Below are 23,932 nucleotides of genomic sequence, written 5' to 3'. Positions count from 1 at the left end.
CCCGGGGCTGCTTCTCGGGTCACCGGGTCTCGAGGCTCGTCCCTTCGAGGCTCGCTGCGCTCGCACCTCAGGACAAGCGCTGGCGCTCCTCGCACCTCGACCACCGAAAGGGCCCGCCCGCGCGCTCCTCGCACCTCGACCACCGAGAACATGTGGCTGCTTCGGGTCTCGAGGCTCGTCGCTGCGGTCTGGACCAGTGGGTGACTTCTCCACAGGGACGGTGGATAAGGCTGTGGAAACGGGGCGGGTGTGGTGGAGAGAGGGGGTCGGGCTGTGGAGGGAGGGGGAGTTCCGGTGGAACCGAGGGTTTGTGGCGCGAAGGTCTTGCGCGGGGGAATCGGGCGGGCATAGAACTGACCCACGCACTCCCCCCGGGGAGAGCGGGACAGCTCGGAGACGAGGGTCCAGATGACGGGGGACCAGCTTGCTGGGAACTTGTCGCGGCAGCCGGATGGTGAGGCTACTGGGACCGGAGGAGAAGAGCTGTCGATCGGGACACACCATCGGACCGGTCAAACCGAAGGGCCCTTGTGACTCATACTCACAAGGGCCCTTCACCTATTTCCCACGAGGAACCGCGATGACCGACCCCCTGCTCGCCGTGTACGACGACCAGCTGCGCGGCAGCGCCGAGGTGGTCGGCGCCCGCAGCTGGGAGCGGTCCGGCCCCCTGTGGATGGGGGCGTTCGGCGACCACGGCCTGGTGTCGTACCGCAGCTTGGCCGGCCTCGACCGTGCGGCGGTGGCGGGCCTCGTGCGCGTGAGCCTCGACCACTTCGCCGCCGACCCCGAGGTGGCGACGGTCGAGTGGAAGACCCGGGGGCACGACCGGCCGGCCGAACTGCCCGGGTGGCTGGAGAGCCTGGGCTTCGTCGCGGAGGAGGTCGAGACCGTGATGCTCGGCGAGGCGGCCCACCTCGCCGACGCGCCGGCGCCACCCGACGGCGTGGTGGTGCGGCGCGTCGACGCCCTCCCGGACCGTGCGGCGCTGCTCGATGCGGCGGCGGACCTGCAGGCGGCCGTCTTCGGATATGGGGGCGACGGAGCCGAGCTCCTCGCCCGCGTCGAGCGCAGCGAGGGCAACACCGAGGTCTGGGTGGCCGAGGCCGACGGAGTGGTCGTCTCCGCCGGGCGGCTGGAGGTCGTGCCAGGCACCGAGTGCGCAGGTCTCTGGGGCGGCGTGACGCTGCCGCAGTGGCGTGGTCGCGGCATCTACCGCGCGCTCACCGCGGCCCGCGCGGAGTCGGCGCTGCAGCATGGGGTGCGCCACCTGCACAGCGACTGCACCGCCATGTCGCGACCGATCCTGGAGCGCTCGGGACTGCGCGCGGTGACCACCACGACGCCGTACGTGTGGCGCGGCTGAGCTCCCCCTACGATCGGGCCATGCTCTACCGGGTGCTCCACACCGTCGTCCCGCCGCTCGCCAAGGCGATCTGGCGACCGACGGTCAACGGCGTGGACAACATCCCGCGCACGGGCGGGGTGATCCTGGCCAGCAACCACCTGAGCTTCGCCGACTCCATGGTCATCCCGATCGTGGCGCCGCGGCGGGTGGCGTTCCTGGCGAAGTCCGACTACTTCACCGGCACCGGCCTCAAGGGCGCCCTCTCCCGGATGTGGTTCGAGGGCATGGGCATGCTGCCGGTGGACCGCGACGACAGCAAGGCCGCGATCGCCAGCCTCGACACCGCGCTCTCGGTGCTGCGCCGCGGCGAGGCGTTCGGGATCTACCCCGAGGGCACCCGCTCGCGCGACGGCCGGCTCTACCGCGGTCGCACCGGCGTCGCACACCTCGCCCTCACCGCCGGCGTCCCGGTCGTGCCCGTCGGTCTCATCGGCACCGACAAGCTGCAGCCGGTCGGCTCGTCGCGACCCAAGGTGGTGCCCGTGACGGTGTCGTTCGGCAGGCCGATCCAGGTCGTCGGACGCTACGACGGCGTCCCGCTGGGCCGGGCCCGTCGCGAGGTCACCGACCAGATCATGACGGCCATCCAGGAGCTGTCCGGCCAGGAGCCCGCAGGCGTCTACAACGAGCGCTCCCCGGAGGCCTGATCTCTGCTTGGATCGACGCATGGGTCGGATCAGGATCGGGATCGACACCGGCGGCACCTTCACGGACGTCGTCGCCTTCGACGAGGAGTCCGGAGCGCTGGTCACGACCAAGACCCCGTCGACGCCGAGCAACCCGGCCGACGGCTTCCTCGAGGGGATCGAGAAGGTGCTCGCCCTGGCGGGGGCGAAGGGCGCCGACGTCGCGTCGGTCAGCCACGGCACGACGGTCGCCACCAACCAGCTGCTCGAGGGCAAGGTCGACCGGCTCGGCTTCATCACCAACACCGGCTACGAGGCGATGCTCGAGATCGCCCGGCAGTCGGTGCCCGACGGCTACGGCAACTCCTACTTCTGGGTCAAGCCCGACCGGATCGTGCCGCGCGACCTCGTGAAGGGCGTCGAGGGCCGCCTCGACGTCACCGGTGCCGAGGTGCGGCCCTTCGACGAGGCCGGCGCACGCGAGGTCGCGCGGTGGTTCCGCGGCCGCGGCGTCAACACGCTCGGCATCTGCTTCCTGCACTCCTACGCCAACGCCGAGCACGAGGAGCGCATGCGCGCGGTCCTGGCGCAGGAGCACCCCGAGTGCGTGGTGTCGGTGAGCAGCCAGGTGCTGCGCGAGTACCGCGAGTACGAGCGAGCCATGACCACCCTCGTCGACGCGGCCGTCAAGCCCCGACTGTCGGCGTACGTCACGAACATCAAGAGCCGCCTGACGGACTACGGCGACCTGCCGTTCTACGTGATGAAGTCCAACGGCGGCGTGCTCTCGGCCGACGAGGTCGTGCACCAGCCGATCACGACCGTGCTCTCCGGACCCGCGGCCGGCGCGCTGGGCGCCGCGATGATCGCCAAGGTGGCCGGCTTCGACCACGTGCTCACCAGCGACGGCGGCGGTACGTCGACCGACGTCTCGGTCGTGATCCACGGCGAGCCGACGCTGACCACCGAGGGCTCGGTCGGCGCCTTCCCGTCGAAGATCCCGATGATCGACGTGGTCACCGTCGGCGCCGGCGGCGGCTCCATCGCCTGGCTCTCGCCCGAGGGGACGCTCAAGGTGGGGCCGCAGTCGGCGGGCGCCGACCCCGGGCCGATCTGCTACGGCAAGGGCGGGCGCGAGGTCACGATCACCGACGCCCATGTCTTCCTCGGCCGGATCCCCCCGCACCTGCTCGGAGGGGAGATCACGCTGGACGTCGAGGCCGCGGCGACCGGCGTACGCGCGCTGGCCGCGGAGCTCGGGCTGAGCCCGGAGGCGTGCGCGGCCGGGGTGCTGGAGATCTCCGCGTGGAACCAGGCCAACGCGCTGCGTCAGGTCACGGTCAAGCGCGGGCTCGACGTCCGCGACTTCACGCTGACGACCTTCGGCGGCTCGGGCTCGCTGCTGCTCTGCCGGCTGATGGACGTGCTCGGGATCCCGACCGTCCTGGTGCCGCCGAACCCAGGCAACGTGTCGGCGTTCGGGCTGCTGACCGTGGACGTGAAGAACGACTACGTGCAGACCCACGTCGCGCTGGCCGACCAGCTCGAGGCGGCCACGGTGGCCGGGATCTACGACGACCTGACCGAGCAGGCCGCACGGGCGCTGAGGACCGAGGGGTTCGCGTCCGCGCAGCACCGCTTCGTCCGCACCGCCGACCTGCGCTACTTCGGCCAGGCCTTCGAGGTGCGGGTGCCGGTGCCCGACGGGGTCGTCGACGTCGCCGTGCTCGCCGACGTCGCGGGCGCGTTCCACGCCGCGCATCGCGCGCTCTACGGCTACGACTTCTCCACCGACGCCACCCAGCAGGTCGAGTGGGTCAACCTGCGGGTCTCGGGGATCGGCCCCATCCGGCGGCCGGAGATCGCGCGCCACCCGGTGGTCGAGAGTGGTTTCGAGGCTCGCTCCGCTCACACCTCAACCACCGAGAGGCAGGTGTGCTTCGACGCGGGGGACGGGTACGTCGCGACGCCGGTCGTGCAGCGTACGGACCTGCCGCCCGGGACGATCGTGGCCGGACCGGTGGTCATCGAGGAGTTCGGCTCGACGGTGCCCATCCACCCCGGGTTCACCGCCCGCGTGGACGAGTACCTCAACCTCATCGTGACGCGGGAGGCGACGGTATGAGCAGGCGAGCGCCCACGCAGTTCCCCTTCGGACACCTCACCGACGACGCGGGGGCGAGCGCCGACCCGGTCCTGGTCGAGATCGTCCAGGGATCCCTGGCCAGCGTGGAGCTGGAGGTGGAGACCGCGATCGGGCGCACCAGCCGCAGCCCGATGATCCGCGACGCCCACGACTTCCGAGCCGGCATCCACGACCGGCTGCTGCGTAAGCTGACCGGACGCTCGTACTCCGCCCTGGTGCACCCGGTCGCCCGCGACTTCCCGATCGAGCAGATGCGACCCGGCGACGTGTTCTTCCACAACGACGTCTACCGCTCGGAGGGCGGCATCGGCCACCTGCCCGACCTGTGCGTGACGGTGCCCGTCTTCAGCGAGGGTCGGGTGGTCGCGTTCGTGCAGGCGTTCGGCCACCACGACGACATCGGGGGCGCCGTGCCCGGGTCGATGCCGAGCAACGCCACCAGCGTCTTCTCCGAGGGCCTGATGGTGCCGCCGATCAAGCTCTGGGACGCCGGCGTGCCCAACCGCGCGGCGCTCGCGATCATGACCCGCAACTCCCGGATGCCGGAGTCGCTCGCCGCCGACCTCGACGCCGAGTGCTCGGCCTGCCTGATGGGCGCGCGGCGGCTCGGCGAGCTGTTCGACCGGTACGGCGTCGCGGTCGTGGACTCCTGCTTCGACGCGATCATCGACCGCACGACCACGACGTACCGGCGCGAGATCCTCAGCCAGATCCCGGTCGGCACCTGGGTGTGGGAGGACTACGCCGAGCACGACGGCGTCGACGAGCCGAGGCTGCACACCCAGCGGATCACGCTGACCCGCACGCCCGCAGACGACACGGAGGGCGAGCGGATCGTCCTGGACTTCGACGGCACCTCGCCGCAGGCGAAGGGCCCGATCAACCATTGCGGCGACTACAGCGACGGCGTGTTCCTCAAGAAGTGGCTCGCGCCGATCCTGCGCAACCTCGCGGAGTCGCCGGAGCGGATGGCCGAGCTCGACGTCAACGAGGGCGTCGTGCCGCTGATCGAGATGCGCTTCCCGGAGCCGGGCACGCTGTTGACGCCGGTGTTCCCGGCACCCACCAACGCCCGCACGTTCGTGATCCTGCGGCTGCTGGGTGTGCTGGCCGGCGTGCTCGCCAAGGCGGTCGACGGGAGGATGCCGGCCGACCAGGAGACGATCCGCTACACCGGCGTCTACGGCGAGGACCTGAACGGGCTGCCTTACCTGATGCGCGAGGTCCTCGGCGGCGGCTCCGGCGGGCGCCACTACGCCGACGGCGAGGACACCATCCACGTCGTGCCCGACTCGCGCAACCTGCCCAGCGAGTTCACCGAGGCGCGCTTCCCGTTCCGGGTCGAGTCCCTGTCCCTGGCCGTCGACAGTGGCGGCGCCGGGCAGTTCCGCGGCGGACTCGGCTACGAGAAGCACATCCGGATGCTCAAGGACGGCCACTTCATGTCCATCGCGGACCGCTCGATCCTGGCCTGCTGGGGGGTACGCGGCGGCCGGGCGGGCCAGCCGTTCTCGGTCGTCATCGACCCCGGCGGCCCGGCCGAGCGGGAGGTCGACGCGCTGGCCGACGCCGAGCCGGTCAAGGCCGGCGAGGTCATCCGGATCCGCACCACCGGGGGCGGCGGATGGGGCGACCCCCGGGCGCGCGACCCGGAGCTGGTCGTGCGCGACGTGCGCTGGCACAAGGTCTCGCCCGAGGCCGCGCTGGCGGCGTACGGCGTGGTGCTCACCGGCGAGGGCGACGACCTGGGCTTCGACGCCGACGCGACCGCGGCCGAGCGGGCGGCGCGACCCGCCGCGAGCGAGGCGTTCTTCGACCGGGGCCCGGGCTACGCGGCGCTGGCCGGCGGGGCGGCGTACGCGGCGCTGGACGTCCGCTAGGCCGGGACCGCCCGGGGGACCGCGGCCAGCGTGGACCGGCCGAGCCAGCGGGGGAGCTCGCGGCGTACCTCGGAGGGACCCTCCACCCTGCACTCGCCGCTGGCGAGCAGCTGCGGCCAGTCGAGGTCGCCGCGCCACAGGCGAGTGAGCGCGCGCAGGCCGGTGTGGAGGGTGGCGGTCACGTCGAAACCGGGGTCGTAGTCGCACACGTCGACCTCGTCGCCGGAGACCACGATCCACCAGCGCGCGGCGCGGGTGTCTACGTCGTCGAACTCGATCGCCAGCACCGTGCGCGAGCGTGGCCACGCGTCGAGCGGGACGGTGCGCTTCATGTCCCACAGCAGAAGGTGGGGGTCGAGGTCCTCCGCGCCCAGCTGCCCGATCCACCGGACCCCCCACACCCCGAGCGCCTCGACGATCCCGTGCAGCTCGCGCCCGCTCTCGGTGAGCGCGTAGGAGGTGCGCCCGCCGTCCTCCGAGCGGCGTACGACGCCGGCTCGCTCCAGGGTGCGCAGCCGCTTGGACAGCAGCGCGGGCGACATCCGGGGCACCCCGCGCCGCAGCTCGTTGAAGTGGCTGCTCCCGGCGAGCAGCTCGCGTACGACGAGCAGCGTCCATCGCTCGTCGAGCACCTCCATGGCCTTGGCCACGGGGCAGAACTGACCGTAGGTCGACATGGGACCAGTAGACGCCCCTCCGGTCGCGGTGGCCAGTACAGATCGTGAACCGCTCCCGGTGCAGATCCGGCACTGGAGGCAGGGGCGCGCGGCGGGGAGCCTGGAGTCCCGAGCGAAGGAGCCATCATGACGAACACCGCCGTACCTCCCGACCTGAAGGCGAGGCACCGTGCCCTGTGGGCGCTGGGCGACTACCCCGACGTCGCCGCGACCGTGATCCCCGACCTGGGCCAGGCCCTCGTCGAAGCCTGCGGCATCGCCGCCGGCGACCGGGTGCTCGACGTCGCGGCCGGGTCCGGCAACGCCAGCGTCCCCGCCGCGCTCGCCGGCGCCGACGTGACCGCCAGCGACCTGACGCCCGAGCTGCTCGAGGCCGGCCGCGCCCGCGCCGAGGCCGACGACGTCTCGCTCTCCTGGGAGGTCGGCGACGCCGAGGCGCTGCCGTACGGCGACGCGTCGTTCGACGTCGTCATGTCCTGCGTGGGCGTGATGTTCGCGCCGTTCCACCGGGTGGCGGCCGCAGAGCTGCTGCGGGTGGCCCGCTCGGGAGCGCGGATCGGGCTGATCGCCTGGACGCCTGAGGGGTTCATCGGGCGGATGTTCGCCACCATGAGGCCGTACGCCCCCGCGCCGCCTCCCGGCGCCCAGCCGCCGCCTCTCTGGGGCGACGAGGCCCATGTCCGCGACCTGCTCGCCGAGCAGGTGGTCGACCTCACCGCCGTACGGCGCACGGTCACCGTGGACGGCTTCGCGACGGCCGTGGCGTTCCGCGACTACTTCAAGGCCTGCTACGGCCCGACCATCGCGGTCTACCGCGGCCTGGACGAGGCGCGGGCCGCAGCGCTGGACGAGGACCTCGCCGCCCTGGCCCGGGACTTCGACGAGGGCGACGGGCTGATGCGCTGGGAGTACCTGCTCGTCACCGCCCGTCGCACCTGACCTCAGGGCTCGATCAGGCCGGCGCGGATGGCGTAGCGGGTGAGCTGGGTGCGGTCGCGCATGCCGAGCTTGGCGAGGATGTTCGCGCGGTGGCGCTCGACGGTCTTGATGCTGATCGTGAGCGCGCGCGCGATCTCCTTGGACGACTGTCCCTCGGCGATCAGCTTGAGCACCTCGTCCTCGCGCTCGGTCAGCACCGTCGCGGGGACGCTCTCGCCGCGGCGCAGCCGGTCGAGGTAGTCGCGGGCCAGGGCGCCCATCGCACCGGGGTAGACGAACGCCTCGCCGCGCATGGCGGCGCGGACGGCGCCGACCAGGTCCTCGTCGGCGACCGACTTGAGCACGTAGCCGCTGGCGCCGACCTTGAGCGACTCGAAGAAGTACTGCTCGTTGTCGTGCATCGACAGCATCAGGATCTTGGGTGGCCTGCGGAGGCGGGTCATCTCGCGCGCCGCCTGCAGGCCGGTCATGCGCGGCATCGCGATGTCGAGCACGACCAGGTCCACCTCGAGGTCGCGCAGCGCGGCGACCGCCTCGGCGCCGTCGCCGGCCTCGCCGACGACCGTCAGGTCCGGCTCCTGCTCCAGGATCAGCCGTACGCCGCGCCGCACCAGCGCGTGGTCGTCGACGAGCAGGATCCTGATCACGAGGGCACCGGTACGGCGAGCCGGACGGTCGTGCCGAGACCCGGCCCCCCGGTGACGGTGACCTCGCCCCCGACGAGCAGGGCCCGCTCCCGCATCCCGAGCAGCCCGGTGCCGGGGTGGCTGCCGTCGGTGCCCCGGCCGTCGTCGGAGACCTCCAACACCACCCGGTCACCGAGCCGGGTCAGCGAGAGCGTGACCTGCTGGGCGTCGGCGTGGCGGGCCACGTTCGTCAGCGCCTCCTGGGCGACCCGGTAGACGACCAGCTCGGCCTGCGGCGACAGCGCCGGCAGGCCGCGGGCGACCGTGCGCCGTACGTGGGTGCCGGAGTGGGCCGAGAAGTCGGAGGCGAGGGCGGCGAGCGCGCTGTGCAGCCCCAGGTCCTCGAGTACGCCGGGGCGCAGCTCGCGCGCCACCCGGCGGATGTCGTCGAGGCCGGCGCGCACGCTCTCGCGGACCAGCCCGAGCTCCTCGGCCAGCTCCGGGGGCGCCTGGGCCTGCACCTGCTTGAGCCCCAGCAGGACGACGGTGAGGCTCTGCCCGACCTGGTCGTGCAGCTCCTGGGCGATCCGGTGCCGCTCTGCCTCCTGGGCGGCCAGCGCCTGGGCGTTGCTCGCGCTGCGCTCGGCCTCGAGGCGGTCGAGCATGGCGTTGTAGCCGCGCACCAGCTGCGCGCCGGGTCCGCCGGAGGGCTCGGCGAGCCGGTGGCCCGGCTTGAGCAGCTCGACGGTCGCCATCTGGGCGACGACGCGGTCCACCGGGGTCAGGCTGCGGCGCAGAAACACCGCGTCGGCCAGCAGCATGAGGCCGAGCCCGACGGTGAGCACCAGCACCTCGGACAGCAGCGGCTGCCGAGAGACGCTGGCGGGCGACAGCACGAGGGTCAGGGTGCCCACGACGAAGACGACCCCGTTGGTGAGGAAGACCTTCCAGAAGAGCGACGGTTGCCAGGCCACGCCCTCACCCTCCCGGACTCGGCGCACGGAGTCCACGCGGGCGGCCGCCCTGGCGGGGAGATGGGTGGTAGCACCCATGGTCCGCGAGCGCGCCGCAGCCGACACTGGAGGTGTCGACGAGCAGAGCGAGGAGGGTCACGTGGATGAGTACCAGGTCCCCATGGTGGCTCTCCTGGGAGTGCCGCTCCTCGCTCTCCTCGCGACGGTCTCGGTCCGGTGGGTGCCCGAAGGGCACGTGCTCGTGGTGATCCGGCGGGGGATCGTCTCGCGGGTCACCGGGGCTGGGCTGCGCCTGCGGTGGCCGGGAGTCGACCGGGCAGAGGTCGTCCCCGTCGCCCCGCAGGAGCTCCCGTTGGTCGTGCGTGCTGACACGGCCGACGGACGCGACGTACGCCTGCTCGTGCTGGCCCGCGTCACGCTGGTGCCGCCGAGCCCCCTCGAGCGCTTCGTCGAGCCGCTCGCCTCCGCGGAGGTGGCGGCCCAGCGGGTGCTCGCCGAGGCGGTACGGCGTCGTGCGGTCGCCGACCTGGCCGAGGAGCTCACGCAGTCCTGGCCGTCCCTGGTCGCGGCCGCCGACGCCGTCACCCGTCCGCGCGGAGTCCGCGTGGTCGACCTGGAGCTCGTCGAGCTCGACGTCCTGCTCGTGCCCTCCACGAGCGTCACGGCGGCCCGTGGATCCGGCTGACCTGAACCTCGCCCTGCTCGTGGGGGCGGGTGTTCTCCTGGCGGCCGTGGCCGCCGTCCGCATCTCCACCCGGGCCGGGCTGCCCAGCCTGCTCGTGTACCTCGCCCTGGGCCTGGTGCTGGGCGAGTCCGGCCTCGGCCTGCAGTTCGAGGACGCCGACCTCACCCAGATCCTCGGCACCGCCGCGCTGGCGGTGATCCTGGCCGAGGGCGGCTTCACCACCGACTGGAAGGTCGTGCGACCCGTCGCGCCCCTGGCCGGCGTGCTGGCCACCGTCGGTGTCGCGATCTCCGTCGCGGTGACGTCGGGCCTGGTCTACCTCGTGCTCGACGTCGACCTGCGCACGGCGATCCTGCTCGGCGCTGTCGCCTCGTCCACCGACGCGGCCGCGGTGTTCGCGGTGCTCCGCTCGATGCCGATCCGCGGCCGGCTGCGGGCGACCGTGGAGGCGGAGTCCGGCTTCAACGACCCGCCGGTCATCATCCTGGTCACCGTCGTCACCTCGAGCGCCTGGGCCGACTCGAGTGGGCTCGGCATCCTCGGCCAGGTCGTCTACCAGCTGGTGCTCGGCGTGGTCCTCGGGTACGTCGTCGCCCGCCTCGGGCTGTGGGTGCTCGTGCGCAGCGCCCTGCCGGCCTCGGGGCTGTATCCCATCGCCACCCTCGCCATCGCCGTCCTCGGCTTCGCGGTGGCCGGAGTCGCAGGAGCCAGCGCGCTCATGGCGATCTACGTCGCCGGGCTGACGCTGGGCAACGCCGACCTGCCGCACCGCACGGCCACGGGCAGCTTCGTGGAGGGGCTGGCCTGGCTCTCGCAGATCGGGCTGTTCGTGCTGCTGGGGCTGCTGGCCAGCCCGGCCCGGCTCTGGGACGCGCTGCCCTACGCGCTGCTGGTCGGCGGGGTGCTGACGCTGGTGGCCAGGCCGCTCTCGGTGGTGCTCTGCGCGACGCCGTTCCGGGTGCCCTGGCGCGACCAGGCGTTCATCAGCTGGGCCGGCCTGCGCGGAGCCGTGCCGATCGTGCTGGCCACCATCCCGATGAGCGTCGGGCTGCCGTCGGCGGAGCGGGTCTTCGACGTGGTGTTCCTGCTGGTCGTCATCTTCACGCTCGTGCAGGGCCCCACGCTGCCCTGGGTCGCACGACGGCTGGGTGCCGCGGCGGGGGAGCAGCCCCGTGACCTCCCGATCGAGTCCGCGCCGCTGGAGGAGCTGGGGGCGACGCTGCTGCAGTTCACGGTGCCGCCCGGCTCCCGCCTGGCCGGCGTGGAGGTCGCCGAGCTGCGGCTGCCGGCGGGCTCGGCGGTCTCGCTGCTGCTGCGCGACGGCACCATCACCGCCCCCGGTCCCACCGCCGTCCTGCGGGTCGGCGACCACGTCCTGGTCGCCGCCGCCCGCGACGACCACGCCGCCATCGAGCGACGTCTTCGCGCGGTCAGCGACCACGGTCGCCTGGCGGGCTGGTACATCGACCTCCCCGAACGGAGCTCCGCTTGATCGTCAGCGCCGCGGTCGCCATCTTCCTGGTGGCCTACGCCTTCATCGCCACCGAGAGGATCGACCGCGTCGCCGCCGCGCTGGGGGGTGTCGCGGCCATGACCGTCCTCGGGCTGGTGGACGCCGACAGCGCGTTCTTCGACCACGAGACCGGCGTCGACTGGAACGTCATCTTCCTGCTGTTTGGGATGATGGTGATCGTCAGCATCCTCAAGCAGACGGGGCTGTTCGAGTACCTCGCGCTGTGGTCGGCCAGGGCGTCGCGCGGCCGCCCGGCACGTCTGCTGACGCTGCTGATCATCGTCACGGCGACGGCGTCCGCGCTGCTGGACAACGTCACCACGGTGCTGCTCGTCGCGCCGGTCACGCTGTCGGTGTGCCGGCGGCTCGGGCTGCCCTCCGCGCCGTACCTGATCTCGCTGGTCTTCGCCTCCAACATCGGCGGCACCGCCACGCTGATCGGCGACCCGCCCAACATCATCATCGCCAGTCGCGCCGGGCTGTCCTTCAACGACTTCCTGGTGCACACCCTGCCCGTGACCGTGCTGATCGTCGCCGGGCTGGTCCTGCTGTGCCGCCTGCTGTTCCGCCGCCAGCTGGGCGAGGTCGGCGAGCTCGCCGCCGCGGCCATGCAGGAGGTCGACCCGGGGGCGGCCATCACCGACCGCCGCAGGCTCACGTCGTGCCTGGTGGTGCTGAGCATCGTGATGCTCGCCTTCGGTCTGCACACGGTGCTGCACCTGGACCCGTCGGTCGTCGCGATGCTCGGTGCCGGCGCGATGGTGCTGGTGAGCCGCACCTCCTCGCAGGAGTTCCTCGAGGAGGTTGAGTGGGGCACGCTGGTGTTCTTCATGGCGCTCTTCGTCCTCGTCGGCGGGCTGGTCGAGGTCGGCGTGATCGGCGAGCTGGGCGAGCGGGCCGCGGCGGCCTTCGGCGGTCAGGATCTGCTCGCGGCCAGCAGTCTGCTGTTCGGGTCCGCCATCGTCGGCGGGTTCGTCGACAACATCCCCTACACGGCGGCGATGGTGCCGATCGTGCAGGACCTGGTGGCCGGCTCGGGCAACCCCGGGTCGGGCAACCCGCTGTGGTGGGCCTTCGCCCTCGGCGCGGACCTGGGGGGCAACACCACCGCGGTCGCGGCCGGCGCCAACGTCGTCGTGCTCGGCATCGCCCACAAGGCCGGTGAGCCGATCAGCTTCTGGCGCTTCACCAAGTACGGCCTCGTGGTCACGTTCGCGTCGCTGTGCGTCGCGTGGCTCTACGTCTGGCTGCGGTACTTCGTGATCTAGCGCGCTCGCCGCCGCGCGACGGGAGGCCTAGGGTCGGCGCATGAGGGTCCTGCTCGCGCTGGGCGGCAACGCCATGACCGGCGCCGACGGGCGCGCCCGCCCGGAGGACCAGATCGCCGCGGCCGAGGTGGCGATGGCCGCGGTCGCCGACCTGCTGAGCCACGACGTCGAGGTCGTGCTCACCCACGGCAACGGCCCGCAGGTCGGCAACCTCCTGGTCAAGAACGAGCTCGCCGCCGCGGTCGTGCCGCCGGTGCCGCTGGACTGGTGCGGAGCGCAGACCCAGGCGACGCTGGGGTTCGTGCTCATGAACGCGCTCGAGGCGGCGCTCGCCGCGCGCGGGCTCGCCCGGCCCGCGGCGGCGCTTGTGACCCGCACCCTCGTCGACGGCGACGACCCCGGCTTCACCCACCCGACCAAGCCGATCGGCCGGTTCCTGCCGGCGGGGGCGGCGGCCCTGCTGCAGGGGCACGGCGAGGTGTGGGAGGACCGCGGCGACAGGGGCTGGCGCCGGGTCGTGGCCTCGCCCGAGCCGCGCGAGATCCTCGACGCGCCCGCGGCGCTCTCGCTGATCGAGGCCGGGTACGTCGTCGTCGCGGGCGGCGGCGGCGGGATCCCGGTCGTGCGCGAGGACGGGCGCTTGCGCGGGGTGGAGGCGGTCATCGACAAGGACCTCGCGGCGGCCCTGCTGGCCGAGACGGTGCGGGCCGACGTCCTGGTGGTGGCGACCGACGTACCTCATGCGGTGCTGCGCTACGGCCGGCCGGATGCCGTGGAGCTCGGCCGGGTGAGGGTGGCCGAGCTGCGCGGCCACGCCAGGGAGGGGCACTTCGCGAGCGGCTCGATGGGTCCCAAGGTCGACGCCGTGTGCCGCTTCGTCGAGCGCACCGGGCGACGCGCCGTGATCACGAGCCTGGACAACATCGACCGGGCCGTGGACGGTGGGTCCGGCACCGTCGTCGTACCCGCGTAGGCCTCGAAAGGACATCCCATGCCCTCCGCCATCGAAGTGCGCAAGGTCCCGATCCACTCCGTCGCCGACGCGAGCGAGCTCGCCAGGCTCATCGACGACGGGGTCATGGCGGCGGACCGGGTCATCGCGATCATCGGCAAGACCGAGGGCAACGGCGGGGTCAACGACTACACCCGCATCATCAGCGACCGGGCCTTCCGCGAGGTGCTCGTCGAGAAGGGTGCCCCGGCCGAGCAGGTGAAGCAGATCCCGATCGTGTGGTCCGGCGGCACCGACGGCGTCATCAGCCCGCACGCCACGATCTTCGCCACCGTCCCGGACGAGGACGTCGAGCCCACGGACGAGCCGCGCCTCACCGTCGGCTTCGCGATGAGCGAGACGCTGCTCCCCGAGGACATCGGCCGAGTGGCCATGGTGACCAAGGTGGCCGACGCCGTGCAGGTCGCGATGGAGCGCGCCGGCATCACCGACGTCGCCGACGTCCACTACGTCCAGACCAAGACCCCCCTGCTGACGGTGCACACCATCCGCGACGCCAAGTCACGCGGAAAGACGGTGTGGACCGAGCACACCCACGAGTCGATGGACCTCTCCAACGGCTGTACGGCGCTGGGGATCGCGGTCGCGCTCGGCGAGATCGAGATGCCCACCGACGCCGACGTCATGCACAACCGCGACCTGTTCTCGGCGGTGGCGTCCTGCTCGTCGGGCGTCGAGCTGGACCAGGCGCAGGTGGTGGTCGTCGGCAACGCGACCGGCGTCGGCGGGCGCTACCGGGTGGGCCACTCGGTGATGAAGGACGCGCTGGACCAGGACGGCATCTGGGAGGCGATCCGCTCCGCCGGCCTCGACCTGCCCGAGCGCCCCCGCACCGAGGACCTCGACGGCCGGCTGGTCAACGTCTTCCTCAAGTGCGAGGTCTCGCAGGACGGCCAGGTCCGCGGTCGCCGCAACGCGATGCTCGACGACTCCGACGTCCACTGGCACCGCCAGATCAAGGCCGCGGTCGGCGGTGTCACCGCCGCGGTGACGGGGGATCCGGCGGTGTTCGTGTCGGTGTCGGCGGCCCACCAGGGACCCGACGGCGGCGGTCCGGTCGCCGCGATCGTCGACCTCGGCTAGCCCAGTCGCGGCGCGCCGCGACCAACCGTGGTCTCCTGTCGTCTTTAAGTATGGTGATTCAGTAGGATTACCACACAATGGGCCCGGGATCGTCCCGGCCGAACCCGAGGAGCACCGTCGTGACCGAGCGCAAGATCAAGCTGGGCGTCATCCCCTACGGCGTCGGCGGCCCCGGCTCCTACGAGCTCTGGCGCGACCCGGAGATCCCGGGCGACGCCTCGGTCGACATCGACTGGTTCGCACGGGTGGCGCGAGAGGCGGAGGACGCGCGGTTCGACCTGGTCTTCATCGTCGACAGCCAGTTCATCACCCCCAGCTCCCCGCCCCATTACCTCAACCGGCTGGAGCCGCTCACCCTGCTCTCGGCCCTGTCCGCGACCACCACGCACCTCGGCCTGGTCGGCACCGCGACGACGTCGTTCAACTCGCCGTTCAACCTGGCCCGCCGGTTCGCCTCGCTCGACCTGATCAGCCGCGGCCGCGCCGGGTGGAACGTCGTGACCAGCGGCGACCCCGGCGCCGCCGGCAACTTCGGGCTCGAGGAGCACTTCGACTACGCCACCCGCTACGGACGGGCCCAGGAGTACGTCGACCTGCTCCGCGGCCTGTGGGACTCCTACGAGGACGACGCGTTCGTGCGCGACCGGGAGTCCGGGGTGTTCCTCGACGCGACCAGGCAGCACGCGCTGCACCACGACGGGGAGTACTTCAAGGTCGCCGGGCCACTCAACATCTCCCGCTCGGCCCAGGGCCAGCCCGTGGTGTTCCAGGCCGGCGACTCCGACGCCGGTCGCGACCTGGGGGCGCGCATCGGCGAGGGCATCTTCACGTTCGCGCCCAGCGTCCAGGCAGGTCAGGCGTTCTACGACGACCTCAAGGGCCGGGCGCGACGGCTCGGCCGGCGCGACGAGGACGTCGTCATCATGCCCGGGATCACCACTGTGGTCGCGGACACCGACGCGGAGGCCCGCGAGCTCGAGCAGCACTACCGCGAGACCGACCACGGCTTCGACCACTCGCTCTCGGACATGTCGCGCTCCTTCGGCTGGTACGACTTCCGCGCCCACGACCTCGACGCGCCGTTCCCCGCCGAGGCGCTCAAGCACGCCGAGCGCAGCTTCTTCACCCAGGCGCAGAAGGTCACCCAGCTGGCCCAGGAGCAGGGGCTGACGCTGCGCGAGACGGTGCTGGCCAGCCGGCGGCGTCCCACCGGTGAGTTCGTCGGCTCCGCGGCGACGGTGGCCGACCGGCTGCAGGAGTGGTTCGAGGCCCGCGCGGCCGACGGCTTCAACATCGACTACTCCCACCCCGCGACGTTCCGCCGCTTCACCCAGGAGGTGGTCCCGATCCTCCAGGAGCGCGGCCTGTTCCGCACCGAGTACGAGGCCGACACCCTGCGCGGCAACCTGGGGCTGTCGATCCCGGAGAACCGGCACACGGCGGCCCGCCGCGAGGCCGAGCGCCCGGTCGAGGACGCGGTCTGAACGGCGCCACCGAGCTCGGCGCCCGTGCGGAGCTGCCGCGCTCCAACGCCGGCTGGCCAGGTCGGTCCAACCCGGTGTCGGTGGCCCCTGGTTAGGTGGTCCCGTGAGCGCGCCGACCTACCACCTCGTCCGGCAGGAGGCGCGCGTCGACGTGCCCCGCCTGGACGAGCAGCAGCAGCGCGTGGTCGACCACCCCGGCGGGCCGCTGCTGGTCCTCGCCGGCCCCGGCACCGGCAAGACCACGACCCTGGTCGAGGCGATCGTGCGCCGCGTCGAGGACGGCGCCCGCCCCGACGAGATCCTGGCGCTGACGTTCTCGCGGAAGGCGGCCGAGCAGCTGCGCGACCGGGTCACCGCGCGCCTGGGGCGCACGATGGCGACCAGCCTGTGCGCGACGTTCCACTCCTTCGCCTACGGCCTCGTGCGCCGCTACGCGCCGGCCGAGATCTACGCCGCCCCGCTGCGGCTGCTCTCCGCCCCGGAGCAGGACGTCGTGCTGCGCGAGCTGCTCAGCGACCATCCCGAGTCGGTGTCGTGGCCGGAGTCGCTGCACCGCGCGCTGGGCACCCGCGGCTTCGCCCGCGAGGTCAACGCGGTGCTCTCTCGCGCCCGAGAGAAGGGCAAGGACGGCGCCGATCTCAAGGCGCTGGGGGAGGAGCACGACCTGCCGGAGTTCGTGGCCGCCGGCCTCTTCCTCGAGCAGTACCTCACCAACCTCGACTACGTCGGCGCCACCGACTACTCCGACCTGATCCGGCGCGCGACCATCGAGGCGGCCGAGCACCGCGACGAGCTGCGCGCGGCCTACCGGCACGTCTTCGTCGACGAGTACCAGGACACCGACCCCGGCCAGGTCGCGCTGCTGCGCCAGCTCGCCGGCGACGGCCGCGACCTGACCGTCGTCGGCGACCCGCACCAGTCGATCTACGGCTTCCGGGGCGCCGAGGTGCGCGGCATCCTCGACTTCCCGGCCGCCTTCCCGCACGCCGACGGCAGGCCGGCCGACGTCGTCGCGCTGCGCACCACCCGCCGCTTCGGACCGCACCTGCTGCTCGCCTCCCAGCGCGTGGCCTCCCGGCTGGCGCTGCCGGGCTCGATCCCCGACACCGCCAAGCAGGCGTTCCTCGAGCCCCTCGCGGACGCGCCGGGGCTGGGCAACGGCAAGGTCGTGGTCCGCACCTTCGACACCGACCGCGCCGAGGCCGAGCACCTCGCCGACCTGCTGCGCCGCGCCCACCTCGAGGACGGCGTCGCGTGGGACGACATGGCGGTCCTGGTGCGCTCGGGCCGGACCTCGATCCCGCCGCTGCGCCGGGCGCTCGGCGCCGCCGGCGTGCCCGTGGAGGTCGCCAGCGACGAGGTGCCGCTGGTCCGCGACCCCGCGGTGCTGCCGCTGCTCGACGCCATGCTGGCGGTGGTCAACCTCGACAACGACGACCCCGACCACGTCGACTACCTCCACCCCACCCGCGCCGAGGCGCTGCTGCTGGGTCCGCTCGGCGGCCTCGACTCCGGCGACGTACGCCGCCTGGCCCGTGCGCTGCGGGTCCGCGCCAAGGAGCGGGCCCACGCCGACGCCACCTCGCCGGCGCCCTCGCGCGAGCTGGTGCGCCGCGCGGTCGTCGACCCGTCCTACCTCGACGGGCTCCACGGCCCCGAGATCACCCGCGCCCGGACGCTGGGCCAGCTGCTGGCCGGGGCGCGGGCCACCCTCGACGAGGGCGCCTCCGCGGAGGAGGTGCTGTGGCACCTGTGGGCCGGGACCTCCTGGCCCCAGCGGCTGCGGCGCTCGGTGGAGGCAGGCGGCGGTGCCGCGCGGCGGGCGCACCGCGACCTGGACTCGATCTGCGCGCTGTTCGAGGTCGTCGCCCGGGCCGAGGAGCAGCGCGTCCACCTCGGCGTCGCGGACCTGCTGGCGACGCTGACCGCCCAGCAGATCCCGGCCGACACGCTGGCCGAGCGCGGCGCCCGCGGCGCCGCGGTGCGGCTGCTGACCGCCCACCGTGCCAAGGGGCTCGAGTGGCGCCTGGTGGTCGTCGCCCACGTCCAGCAGGACGCCTGGCCCGACCTGCGCCGGCGTACGACGCTCCTGCAGGCCGACCGGATCGGCACTGACGGGCTGGTGCCGCCCGTGACCGCCCGCGAGCTGCTCCTCGAGGAGCGCCGACTCTTCTACGTCGCGTGCACGCGCGCCCGCGAGCGGCTGGTCGTCACCGCGGTCCAGTCGCCCGAGGACGAGGGGGAGCAGCCCTCGCGCTTCCTCGAGGAGCTCGGCGTCAACGACGTCGCCCACGTGGTGGGGCGTCCGGCGCGGCCGCTCTCGATCGGCGGGCTCGTCGGCGAGCTGCGCCGTACCCTCGCCGACCCGGAGACGCCGGAGCCGCTGCGCGACGCCGCGGCGCGCCGGCTGGCGCGGCTCTCCGACGAGACCGCCGGTCCGCGGCCGCTCGTGCCGCAGGCCGACCCCGGCACCTGGTGGGGCACCCGCGCGCGCTCGCGCTCCCCGGAGCCCGTGCGCGACCCCGACCTGCCCGTCCCGGTCTCCTCGAGCGTGCTCGAGTCGCTGATGGTGTGCCCGACCCAGTGGTTCCTCGAGCGTGAGGCCGGCGGGGTCGCCCGGGCCCACCAGTCCGCCAACCTCGGCCAGCTCCTCCACGCGCTCGCCGAGCGGGTCGCCTCCGGCGAGATCGACGCCGGGCCCGGCGACGTCGACGCGCTGATGTCGCACGTCGACGAGGTGTGGGACCGCCTGGAGTTCCGCACGCCGTGGTCGAAGGCCCGCGAGCACGAGCGGGTGCGCGCGGCGCTGGCGCGCTTCTTGCAGTGGCACCACGCCAACACCCGCACGCTGCTCGCGACCGAGCACCCCTTCTCCGCGGTGGTCACCCTGGGCGGCGAGGACGAGGAGCCGGTCGAGGTGCAGCTCACCGGCTACGCCGACCGGGTCGAGCTGGCCTCCGACGGCTCCGTGGTCGTGGTCGACCTCAAGACCGGGCGCGCCAAGCCGAGCGACAAGTCGGTCGAGCAGCACGTCCAGCTCGGCCTGTACCAGTACGCCGTCGACCGTGGCGCCGTCGCGGACCTGGTCCCCGAGGGTGTCGAGGCCCGGGCCGGGGGAGCCGAGCTGGTCCAGCTCGGCATCCTCGACGACTCGACCAGCGCCGCCGTGCAGACCCAGGACGCCCAGGCCGACGACGGGCCCTACCGCGGCGCCCTGCGCTCCGAGCTCGTGCGCGCCGCAGAGCTCCTGCGCACCGAGCGGTTCCCGGCGATCGCCGGGAGCCAGTGCCGCGACTGCTCCTTCGTGCCGATCTGCCCGATCAAGAGCGCCGGGTCGGTGACCGACCAGTGACGACGACCTCGCAGCCGCTGCGCATCGAGACGCCCGAGGACCTGCAACGGGTGATGCGGACGCCCTACGCGCCCAGCGACCAGCAGTGGGCGGCGATCTCCGCGCCGCTGAGTCCCGCGGTCGTCATCGCGGGCGCCGGCTCGGGCAAGACCACGCTGATGGCGGCCCGGGTCGTCTACCTCGTCGTGACCGGCCAGGTCCGGCCCGAGGAGGTCCTGGGCCTCACGTTCACCACCAAGGCCGCCAGCGAGCTGCGCCGCAAGATCCGCGAGGCCCTGGTGGCGGCGGGCGCCCTGGACGCCTCGGTCCGCGACGGCGACGAGGAGCCGATCGAGCCCACCGTCCTGACCTACAACGCCTACGCCGCCAACCTGCTCACCGAGCACGGCCTGCGCATCGGGCACGAGCCCGACACCCGGGTCGTCACCGACGCCGCCCGCTACCAGCTGGGCGCGCGGGTGGTCGACCGCTTCACCGGGGAGGTGCGCCACCTCACCGACCATCCGGCCACCGCCATCCAGAACCTCCTCGCGCTCGACGGCGCCATGAGCGAGCACCTGCGCAGCGCCGCCGACGTGCGGGCCGTCGACGAGGAGGCGCGGCGCGGGTTCGAGCGCGCGATCGTCGAGGAGCGGGCCGGCAAGGACCGCAAGGGGCACCGCGAGGCCTGCGAGAAGGCGATCTCCGCGATCGACCGCCGCGCGGAGCTCCTGCAGCTGGTCGCCGGCTACCGCCGGCTCAAGCGCGACCTGGGGCTCATGGACTTCTCCGACCAGATCGAGCTCGGCGCCCGGCTCGCCGAGGACCAGCCCGACGTCGGCGCCGCCGAGCGGGTGAAGTTCAAGGTGGTGCTGCTCGACGAGTACCAGGACACCTCGGTGGCCCAGGCGACGATGCTCTCGCGGCTCTTCTCCGGCCCGACCCCCGACACCGGCCTGGGTCACGCCGTCACCGCCGTGGGCGACCCCAACCAGGCCATCTACGGCTGGCGCGGCGCCTCGGTGTCCAACATCCTCAACTTCGCCGACACCTTCCCGGCCGCCGCCGGCACCTGTCCGACGTACCACCTGACGGTGAGCCGGCGCTCCGACGAGCGGATCCTCGAGGTGGCCAACCGGCTGGCGGCACCGCTCTACGAGGCCTACGACCAGGTGCAACCGCTGCTGGCCAAGCCCGGCGCCGAGCGCGGCACGGTCCGCACGGCCGTCTTCGAGACCCACGCCGAGGAGCTCGAGCACCTGGTCTCGGCCGTGCAGCTCGCCCACACCGGCGCCTGGTCCGACATCGGGGTGCTCACCCGCGACAACGCACACGCCGAGGACGTCTTCGACGCGCTGACCCGGGCCTCCATCCCCGTCGAGATCGTCGGGCTCTCCGGGCTGCTCCGGCTCCCCGAGGTCGCGGAGGTGGTGGCGACCCTGCACCTGCTCCACGACGTGACGTCCAACGCCTCGATGCTCACGCTGCTCACCGGGCCGCGCTGGGCCATCGGCCCGCGCGACCTGCGCCTGCTCAGCCGGCGCGCGCAGGAGCTCGCCGGGCGCCACCTACGGCGAGCCGAGTCGCCGTCGATCGGCGAGCAGCTCGTCGAGATCGCCGACGGCATCGACCCCGCCGAGATCCCGGCCCTGGACGACGCGATCGCCGACCCGGGCGAGGCGCCGTACTCCCCGGAGGCGCGTGAGCGCTTCGCCCTGCTCGCCGCCGAGCTGCGGCAGCTGCGCACCCACATCGGCGAGCCGCTGCTGGACGTCGTCCGCCGGATCCTGGAGACCACCGGGGTCGACGTCGAGCTGGCCTCGGCGGTCAGCCCGGCCGCGGCGGCGCGGCGCGACAACCTCGACCTCTTCGTCAAGGCCGTGGCGGACTTCCAGGCCGTGGACGGCGACGTGACCCTGCCGGCGCTGCTGGCCTACCTCACCGCGGAGGACGACCAGGGCAACGGCCTGGACATCGCGACGCCCAGCGAGGCCGACTCGGTCAAGCTGCTGACCGTCCATCGCGCCAAGGGCCTGGAGTGGGCCTCGGTCTTCCTGGTCGGGGTGTGCGAGTCCCGCTTCCCCTCCAACCGCTCCCGGACCCTGTGGACGTCCTCGCCCTCGGTGCTGCCCGCGCCGCTGCGCGGCGACGCGGCGGACCTGCCGCAGCTCCAGGGCTCCGACAAGGCGGCCCTGGACGCCTACCGGGCCGCGACCCGCGCCCACGACGCGGAGGAGGAGCTGCGACTGGGGTACGTCGCCTTCACCCGCGCCGCGCACCTGCTCTCGGTGACCTCCTACTGCTGGGGCACGCGGGCCACGCCCTACGGCCCCTCGGACTACCAGCGCGTGGTGCGCGAGCAGCTCGCCGCGTGGGGCGAGCCGGTCGAGACCTGGCGCGACAAGCCCGTCAAGGGCGATCCCAACCCCTACGACGCGCTCGACCCGGCCCGGCCCTGGCCGCCGACCGACCGCGGCGTCGAGGCGCGGCTGCGCCTCGACGCGGCTGCGCGCGTGCGGGCCGCCGACGCCGGCGCGCCGGACGAGGGCCTGGACATGGTCCAGGCCGCGCAGGTCGCCGACTGGGACGCCGAGATCGACCGGCTGCTGACCGAGGCCCGGCAGGACCGGGCCGCCGACGTCGAGGTCCCGCTGCCGTCCAGCCTGTCGGCCACGGCGCTGGCCCGGCTGCGCGACGACCCCGAGGCCTTCGCCCGCGAGCTGGCGCGCCCGATGCCGCGCCAGCCGTCGCCGGCGGCCCGCTTCGGCACCCGCTTCCACGCGTGGGTCGAGGCCCGCTTCGGCCAGCAGTCGCTGTTGGACCCCGACGAGCTCTCGGGGCGCGGCGACGCCGATGTGGCCGACGACGCCGAGCTGGCCGAGCTCGTCGAGCTGTTCGAGAAGGGCAGCTTCGCCGACCGGGTGCCGCACGTGGTCGAGCCGGCCTTCGCGCTGGTCCTCGACGGACAGGTGGTGCGCGGGCGCATCGACGCCGTCTATGACGAGCCCGGCGGCGGGTTCCTGGTGGTCGACTGGAAGACCAGCCGCAGCCACGACGCCGACCCCCTGCAGCTGGCGGTCTACCGGCTGGCGTGGGCCGAGCTGCACGGCGTGCCGCTCGAGAAGGTCCGCGCCGGCTTCTACTACGTGCGCAGCGACCTGCTCGTGGAGCCCGACGACCTGCCGGGTCGCGACGAGCTGGAGCGGCTGCTCAGGCCGTAGCCTGCGCCCGGTCGACCCAGGCCGCCACGCCTCGCGCCGCCGTACGGCCGGCCCGGTTGGCGCCGATGGTGCTGGCCGAGGGGCCGTAGCCCACGAGCTGTACCCGCGGGTCCGCGACCGCGGTGGTGCCGTCCAGCCGGATCCCGCCGTGCCGGCTGCGCAGGCGCAGCGGCCCGAGGTGGGTGACCGCCGGGCGGAAGCCGGTCGCCCACAAGATGACCTCGGCCGGCTCGAAGGCGCCGTCGGCGAAGCGGACGCCGTCGGGCTCGACCGAGGCGAACATCGGGCGGCGCTCGTAGGCGCCGAGCCGGGCGGCCGCCTGCTCCTGCTCGCGCAGGGCCAGGCCGGTGACGCTGACGACGCTCGCCGGCGGCAGGCCGCGGCGTACCCGGTCCTCGACCAGCGCGACCGCGGCCCGTCCGGCCTCGGGGGTGAAGTCGTCGGTGCGCCAGACCGGGGGGCGCCGGGTGACCCAGAGGGTGTCGGTGACCAGGGCGATCTCGCCGAGCAGCTGGACCGCGGAGGCGCCGCCGCCGACCACCACCGTGCGGCGGCCGCGGAAGTGCTCGGCGCCGGGGTAGTCGGCGGTGTGGAGCTGCTCGCCGGCGAAGGTCTCCATGCCGGGGTAGCGGGGCACGAAGGGGTGGCTCCAGGTGCCGGTCGCGTTGACCAGGGTCCGGCTGGTCCAGGTGCGCTCGCCGGCGTGGGTGAGGAGCAGGCCGTCGTCGTCGGTGACCCGGTCGACGCGGACCGGGCGCAGCACGGGGATGTCGTGGGCGGCCTCGTAGGCGCGGAAGTACGCCGGCAGCACGTCGCTCGCGCGGCGCTCGGAGCCGCCCGGGGCGGCCGAGTCCGGGAGCGCGGCGATGCCGTGGACCTCGTGCATCGTCAGCGAGTCCCAGCGGTGCTGCCAGGCGCCGCCCGGGCCCTCGTCGGCGTCGAGCACCACGTGCGACAGGCCGCGACGGCCCAGGTGGTAGGCCGTCGACAGACCGGCCTGGCCGGCGCCGATCACCACCGCGTCAAGGATCTCCACACCGGCTGCAACGCCGGGGGAGT

General features: G+C 73.3%; 17 protein-coding genes. 13 read left to right on the top strand and 4 right to left on the bottom strand.

What is annotated here, in order from left to right; translation table 11 throughout:
• Positions 1-580 precede the first annotated feature (580 nt).
• Genes LQ940_RS15570 through LQ940_RS15555 form a run of 4 tightly spaced genes read left to right on the top strand, consistent with a single transcriptional unit; the run spans position 581 to position 6,060 of the window.
• The gene (locus LQ940_RS15570; protein WP_231243141.1) at positions 581-1,366 is read left to right on the top strand and encodes a GNAT family N-acetyltransferase; all 786 of its coding nucleotides are present in this window, start codon (positions 581-583) and stop codon (positions 1,364-1,366) included.
• Positions 1,367-1,386: 20 nt separating this feature from the next.
• Positions 1,387-2,055, top strand: a complete 669-nt coding sequence (locus tag LQ940_RS15565) for a lysophospholipid acyltransferase family protein (RefSeq protein WP_231243142.1) — start codon at positions 1,387-1,389, stop codon at positions 2,053-2,055.
• Positions 2,056-2,074: 19 nt separating this feature from the next.
• A complete protein-coding gene (locus LQ940_RS15560; RefSeq protein WP_231243143.1) occupies positions 2,075-4,159 on the top strand; it encodes a hydantoinase/oxoprolinase family protein in 2,085 nt (694 codons plus the stop codon).
• Entirely contained in the window at positions 4,156-6,060 is a 1,905-nt protein-coding gene (locus tag LQ940_RS15555; protein ID WP_231243144.1) for a hydantoinase B/oxoprolinase family protein, read from the top strand. Before LQ940_RS15560 ends, LQ940_RS15555 begins: the two co-directional genes overlap by 4 nt.
• On the opposite strand, the gene LQ940_RS15550 is transcribed toward LQ940_RS15555, so the two are convergent.
• On the bottom strand, positions 6,057-6,737 hold the full coding sequence (locus LQ940_RS15550) for a winged helix-turn-helix transcriptional regulator (protein ID WP_231243145.1): 681 nt from the start codon (positions 6,735-6,737) through the stop codon (positions 6,057-6,059). The genes LQ940_RS15555 and LQ940_RS15550 overlap by 4 nt on opposite strands.
• Before the next feature lie 126 nt (positions 6,738-6,863).
• On the opposite strand from LQ940_RS15550, the gene LQ940_RS15545 reads away from it, so the two are divergent.
• Positions 6,864-7,676, top strand: a complete 813-nt coding sequence (locus tag LQ940_RS15545; protein ID WP_231243146.1) for a class I SAM-dependent methyltransferase — start codon at positions 6,864-6,866, stop codon at positions 7,674-7,676.
• A 2-nt stretch (positions 7,677-7,678) separates the two neighbouring features.
• Here LQ940_RS15545 and LQ940_RS15540 read toward each other — a convergent pair whose 3' ends face one another.
• Both LQ940_RS15540 and LQ940_RS15535 read right to left on the bottom strand, forming a co-directional pair.
• Positions 7,679-8,323, bottom strand: coding sequence for a response regulator (locus LQ940_RS15540; RefSeq protein ID WP_231243147.1), 645 nt, complete (start codon positions 8,321-8,323; stop codon positions 7,679-7,681).
• Positions 8,320-9,276 (bottom strand): sensor histidine kinase, encoded by a 957-nt coding sequence (locus tag LQ940_RS15535; RefSeq protein ID WP_231243148.1) that lies wholly within the window; start codon positions 9,274-9,276, stop codon positions 8,320-8,322. The genes LQ940_RS15540 and LQ940_RS15535 overlap by 4 nt, the downstream gene beginning before the upstream one ends.
• Before the next feature lie 139 nt (positions 9,277-9,415).
• Between LQ940_RS15535 and LQ940_RS15530 the strand changes: the two genes are divergently transcribed.
• The 8 genes from LQ940_RS15530 to LQ940_RS15495 all read left to right on the top strand — a co-directional run bounded on the left by LQ940_RS15530 (position 9,416) and on the right by LQ940_RS15495 (position 22,873).
• A complete protein-coding gene (locus LQ940_RS15530; protein WP_231243149.1) occupies positions 9,416-9,961 on the top strand; it encodes an SPFH domain-containing protein in 546 nt (181 codons plus the stop codon).
• A complete protein-coding gene (locus tag LQ940_RS15525; protein WP_231243150.1) occupies positions 9,948-11,453 on the top strand; it encodes a potassium/proton antiporter in 1,506 nt (501 codons plus the stop codon). Before LQ940_RS15530 ends, LQ940_RS15525 begins: the two co-directional genes overlap by 14 nt.
• Positions 11,450-12,742 carry an SLC13 family permease gene (locus LQ940_RS15520; protein WP_231243151.1) on the top strand — a complete coding sequence of 431 codons (1,293 nt, stop codon included), beginning with the start codon at positions 11,450-11,452 and terminating at the stop codon, positions 12,740-12,742. The genes LQ940_RS15525 and LQ940_RS15520 overlap by 4 nt, the downstream gene beginning before the upstream one ends.
• A 40-nt stretch (positions 12,743-12,782) precedes the next feature.
• On the top strand, positions 12,783-13,715 hold the full coding sequence (locus LQ940_RS15515) for a carbamate kinase (protein ID WP_231243152.1): 933 nt from the start codon (positions 12,783-12,785) through the stop codon (positions 13,713-13,715).
• Between the two features lie 18 nt (positions 13,716-13,733).
• Positions 13,734-14,837, top strand: coding sequence for a ring-opening amidohydrolase (locus LQ940_RS15510; RefSeq protein WP_231243153.1), 1,104 nt, complete (start codon positions 13,734-13,736; stop codon positions 14,835-14,837).
• Positions 14,838-14,956: 119 nt separating this feature from the next.
• Positions 14,957-16,321: an LLM class flavin-dependent oxidoreductase gene (locus tag LQ940_RS15505; RefSeq protein WP_231243154.1), complete on the top strand. Its 1,365-nt coding sequence runs from the start codon at positions 14,957-14,959 to the stop codon at positions 16,319-16,321.
• A 103-nt stretch (positions 16,322-16,424) separates the two neighbouring features.
• Positions 16,425-19,673 carry an ATP-dependent helicase gene (locus tag LQ940_RS15500; protein ID WP_231243155.1) on the top strand — a complete coding sequence of 1,083 codons (3,249 nt, stop codon included), beginning with the start codon at positions 16,425-16,427 and terminating at the stop codon, positions 19,671-19,673.
• Positions 19,670-22,873 (top strand): ATP-dependent DNA helicase, encoded by a 3,204-nt coding sequence (locus tag LQ940_RS15495; RefSeq protein WP_231243156.1) that lies wholly within the window; start codon positions 19,670-19,672, stop codon positions 22,871-22,873. Before LQ940_RS15500 ends, LQ940_RS15495 begins: the two co-directional genes overlap by 4 nt.
• Here LQ940_RS15495 and LQ940_RS15490 read toward each other — a convergent pair.
• Positions 22,863-23,909 (bottom strand): FAD-dependent oxidoreductase, encoded by a 1,047-nt coding sequence (locus LQ940_RS15490; RefSeq protein ID WP_231243157.1) that lies wholly within the window; start codon positions 23,907-23,909, stop codon positions 22,863-22,865. The genes LQ940_RS15495 and LQ940_RS15490 overlap by 11 nt on opposite strands.
• Positions 23,910-23,932 lie beyond the last annotated feature (23 nt).

It is taken from the genome of Nocardioides sp. cx-173, assembly GCF_021117365.1.
Lineage (GTDB): Bacteria > Actinomycetota > Actinomycetes > Propionibacteriales > Nocardioidaceae > Nocardioides.
The sequence above is the reverse complement of the archived record's forward strand: the minus strand, read 5'-3'. Positions and strand labels throughout refer to the sequence as shown.